This is a genomic window from Streptomyces sp. NPDC051173, assembly GCF_040689515.1.
Classification (GTDB): domain Bacteria; phylum Actinomycetota; class Actinomycetes; order Streptomycetales; family Streptomycetaceae; genus Streptomyces.
On sequence record NZ_JBFBBD010000152.1, the window covers coordinates 1 to 3,584 of the forward strand.

3 protein-coding genes are annotated in these 3,584 nt (G+C 72.6%); 1 reads left to right on the plus strand and 2 read right to left on the minus strand.

Going from position 1 to position 3,584, the window contains the following annotated elements; all coding sequences use genetic code 11:
* Positions 1-238: 238 nt before the first annotated feature.
* On the minus strand, positions 239-721 hold the full coding sequence (locus tag AB0435_RS33925) for an EamA/RhaT family transporter (RefSeq protein ID WP_366428710.1): 483 nt from the start codon (positions 719-721) through the stop codon (positions 239-241).
* 41 nt (positions 722-762) lie between these two features.
* Positions 763-1,098, minus strand: a complete 336-nt coding sequence (locus tag AB0435_RS33930) for an SH3 domain-containing protein (RefSeq protein WP_366008539.1) — start codon at positions 1,096-1,098, stop codon at positions 763-765.
* Positions 1,099-1,245: 147 nt separating this feature from the next.
* Here AB0435_RS33930 and AB0435_RS33935 point away from each other — a divergent pair, with 147 nt between their 5' ends.
* A complete protein-coding gene (locus tag AB0435_RS33935) occupies positions 1,246-3,483 on the plus strand; it encodes a serine/threonine-protein kinase (protein ID WP_366008540.1) in 2,238 nt (745 codons plus the stop codon).
* Positions 3,484-3,584: the final 101 nt, after the last annotated feature.

Consider the following 3,584-nt stretch of genomic DNA (forward strand, 5'->3'; position numbering starts at 1 on the left):
TTGGAGCGGGGTTTGTTTCGCGCCTTCCGGCGTGATCACTACTTTAGCGTATTTCCCCGGCGGCTCCTAATCGGCGCCCGGTCCGGAATTCGGCATGCCGAAATCCATCCCGTCAGGGGTCATGCAGTAGAGATTGCCGCCGGTGCGGCGTGAGTGGCCGCCTCGCCGTCCTCGCGGACGCCGGGGCAACTCGAAGAACTCTACACCAGTCCGGGCGGTGCTCCGCCCCGGCTGCCGGCTAGCGGCGCTTGCCCCGCTTGCCGGACTTCGCGCGGCGGCGTTCGTAGCGGACCAGCGCCTCCTCGTACTCCTTGCGGCGCAGGTTCTCGCCCGGGGCCTCGGTGAGGGTGCGCAGTGCGTAGGCGAGCAGGGAACCGATGAAGCCGATCAGCAGCATGCTCTGCATCGAGCGCTCGGCGCTCGCGTCCGCCGCGTGGTCCGGCCGTCGGCTGAACCCTTCCCAGGTGCGGCGGAAGGCGAGCGCGGTGCAGACGGCGAAGGCGACGGCCACGAGGATGTTCACGAGGTTGCCGACCTTGGCGATCGTCAGGCCCTCGTAGCCGAAGCGCAGCACCAGGGCGCCGGCCGCCGCCGTGACGAGCGCGCCGACCCCGGCGCCGACCCGGCGCAGCGCGTAGCCGCCGTCGTGATCGACCCATGTCGTACCGAAGAACCGGATCGGTTCGGGCCGGGGGCCGGTGGCTTCGCTCTCGTCGCTCATACGCCGATTATCGCCACCGGCCCGCCGGCCGACGTCGTGGCTCAGGAGCAGCGGATCGCGACGAAGTCGCTGCTGCCCGTCTTCACATAAGCGTCCGACACGTACTGGCCCGGCGCGATGCTGTCCCAGATGTCGGAGGTGCCGTACGGGCCGGTGACCGTCTCGCCGCGGGTCTGGCAGCGGATCTGGACCTCGGAGTCCTCGGGGAGGACGCGGACGATCTGGCTGCCGGTGTTCGGGCCGCGGCGGACGTTGACCTGGGTGCCCGGGGCGATCGGGTAGTAGACGGCGCTCGCGGACTGCACCGATACGGCCAGGCCTGCACTCTCGTCACGCGTGCCGCTGTCGTTGCTCTCGTTGATCTCGCCGACGGCCATGTGGCCCTCCCCCGCGCAGTAATGAGGCGTTGCTCGATGACATGCGCAGGCTAGCAAGGCACGGCCATGCCTCCCGGGGTTCCCGGGTGCCATCGATTAGGCTCCGGAAGCCGCCGTACGCGGCCGAATACACACGGGGGTGGGGGAATGCCGCCGCTGCGCACGACCGGGGCGGGCCCGGAAGCGGAGGATCCGGGGTATGCCGGTCGGTACCGGCTGGAGGGTCGTCTCGGGTCCGGCGGCATGGGCGTCGTCCACCTGGCCCGCTCGCCGTCCGGGCTGCGTCTCGCGGTCAAGGTGGTGCACGCCGAGTACGCGGTGGACCCGGAGTTCAGGGCCCGTTTCCGGCAGGAGGTCGCGGCCGCGCGGCGGGTGAGCGGGGCCTTCACCGCTCCGGTCGTGGACGCCGACCCCGACGGCGGGCGCCCCTGGATGGCCACCCTCTACATCCCCGGCCCCACGCTCTCCGAGCGAGTGAAGCGGAACGGGCCGCTGCCGCCCGACGAGGTGCGGCGGCTGGCCGCGGGTCTCGCGGAGGCCCTGCGCGACATTCATCGCGCCCAGGTGGTGCACCGCGATCTCAAGCCGAGCAATGTGCTGCTCGCCGAGGACGGTCCCAAGGTCATCGACTTCGGTATTTCCCGCCCTCGTGACAGTGAGCTGCGGACCGAGACCGGGAAATTGATCGGGACGCCGCCTTTCATGGCTCCCGAGCAGTTCCAGCGGCCGCGTGAGGTGGGGCCCGCGGCGGATGTGTTCGCGCTGGCGTCGCTGTTGGTGCACGCGGCGACGGGACGGGGGCCGTTCGAATCGGACAGCCCGTACATCGTCGCCTACCAGGTGGTGCACAACGAACCGGATCTCGCCGGGGTCCCGGACGATCTGATTCCGCTGATCCGGGCCTGCCTGGCGAAGGAGCCCGCCGAGCGGCCGACACCGGACGCGATCATGGCCCGGCTGCCGCGGGTGCCCGGGGCGGCGCCGGTGAGCTTCCCGGCCCCGCCGGATCACGGCGCGGCGCGTGACGCCGTCCCCACGCACGTACGCGTTCCCCCGCAGCCCGAGGCGCCGGAGCCCGCCCCGGCGCCGGCCCGCCCCCGTGCGCGGCGGGCCCGGCGCGCGCTGTGGGCCGTCGCCGCCGCGGTGGTGGCGACCGCGCTGGGGGCGGGTGGCTTCTGGGCGCTGAACCAGGCCGATGTGTCGCACCGGCCGTCACGGTCGGCGGCGGCGGGCGCGGACTGGCATCCGTGGGAGGCGTCCGTGCCTCCGGACGCGGCGGGGGACGGCAGGGTGCGGGCCGGGTTCTGTACGTACGGGGAGGCCGCGCTCTACTGCTCCGCCCCCGGTGTGCAGGCGGCCCGTATCGACCCCGCGAGCGGCGCGGTCGCCTGGCGGCGGCCTGTCGACACCTCCCGCCCCGCGGAGACGGAGCCGGGCGCTCCGCCCGCGCCGGTGGTCTCGGGCGGCCTGGTCCACGTCATAACGCCGGACGGCGACCGGCTCTTCGCGCTCGACCCGGTGAAGGGCGAGCAGCGCTGGACGCGGGACGTGTCGGTGTACAACGGGCGGGTCTATCACGCGGGTGACACGCTGCTGCTGGTCGCGGCCGACGGGACGGTGACGGCCGTCGACGGTGCGTCGGGCAGGGAGCGCTGGAGTCACAAGCTGCCGGGGTACGCGAAGCCGGTCTTCTCGTCCTTCGCGGACTCCGACGCCGGTTCCTACGCCGATCCCCAGGTCGTCGGCGGGCGCGATCTCGGTGCGCCCGTCTACGCCGTCTCCCCGGCCGGCCCGGGGCAGCACCGTACGCAGCTGCTCGCGCTCGATCCGTTGCGCGGGACGACGCTGTGGCAGCGCACGCTGGACGGCGATCTGACGCCTGTGGGCGTGGGTCCGCGGGGCGCGCTGTATCTGACGGCCGTCGACTCCCGCGACCGTGTCTCCGCCGTCGTCCGCTACTCCCCCGCCGAACAGAACGACCACCGGGTGTCCTTGAGCACGCCGTTGAGCGTCACGAGCGCGGCGGCGCGGGGTGACGCGGTCTACTTGTTGTCCTCGGACGGTGGGCTGACGGCCGTGGGTGTCGACCCCACGGGAACGGGCGGAGGGCAGCGGTGGCGGCTGGACACGTCCGTGGCCAACGCGTCGGCTCTCGTCCTGGCCGACGACCGGCTGTACTTCTCCGCCGCGGACGGGCGGTTGCTGGCCGTCGACACGGGGCGGGGTGCGCTGCTCGGTCAGACGTCGCCCCGGCTCACTCGGGCGGGGCGGGGGTATCTGGATCTGCTTCCTGCGCCGGTGGCGGCGGATGGGAAGGTTTTCGGGGCGGCGCCGGATGGGACGGTGTTCGCGGTCAGTGACCACGATCCTGGAGCGTGGCGGTAGGGGTTCCGCCTGCGGCGGGCTTGTTCCCCAGCCCCGCCCCTTCCCGAAACTGGGGCGCTGCCCCAGACCCCGCAACACGCTTCGCGCGTTGTCCTCAAACT

Excerpts from the sequence above, each read along its gene's own strand:
- AB0435_RS33925 (WP_366428710.1), bottom strand. The coding sequence starts at position 721 with ATGAGCGACGAGAGCGAAGCCACCGGCCCCCGGCCCGAACCGATCCGG.
- AB0435_RS33930 (WP_366008539.1), bottom strand. The coding sequence starts at position 1,098 with ATGGCCGTCGGCGAGATCAACGAGAGCAACGACAGCGGCACGCGTGAC.
- AB0435_RS33935 (WP_366008540.1), top strand. The coding sequence starts at position 1,246 with ATGCCGCCGCTGCGCACGACCGGGGCGGGCCCGGAAGCGGAGGATCCG.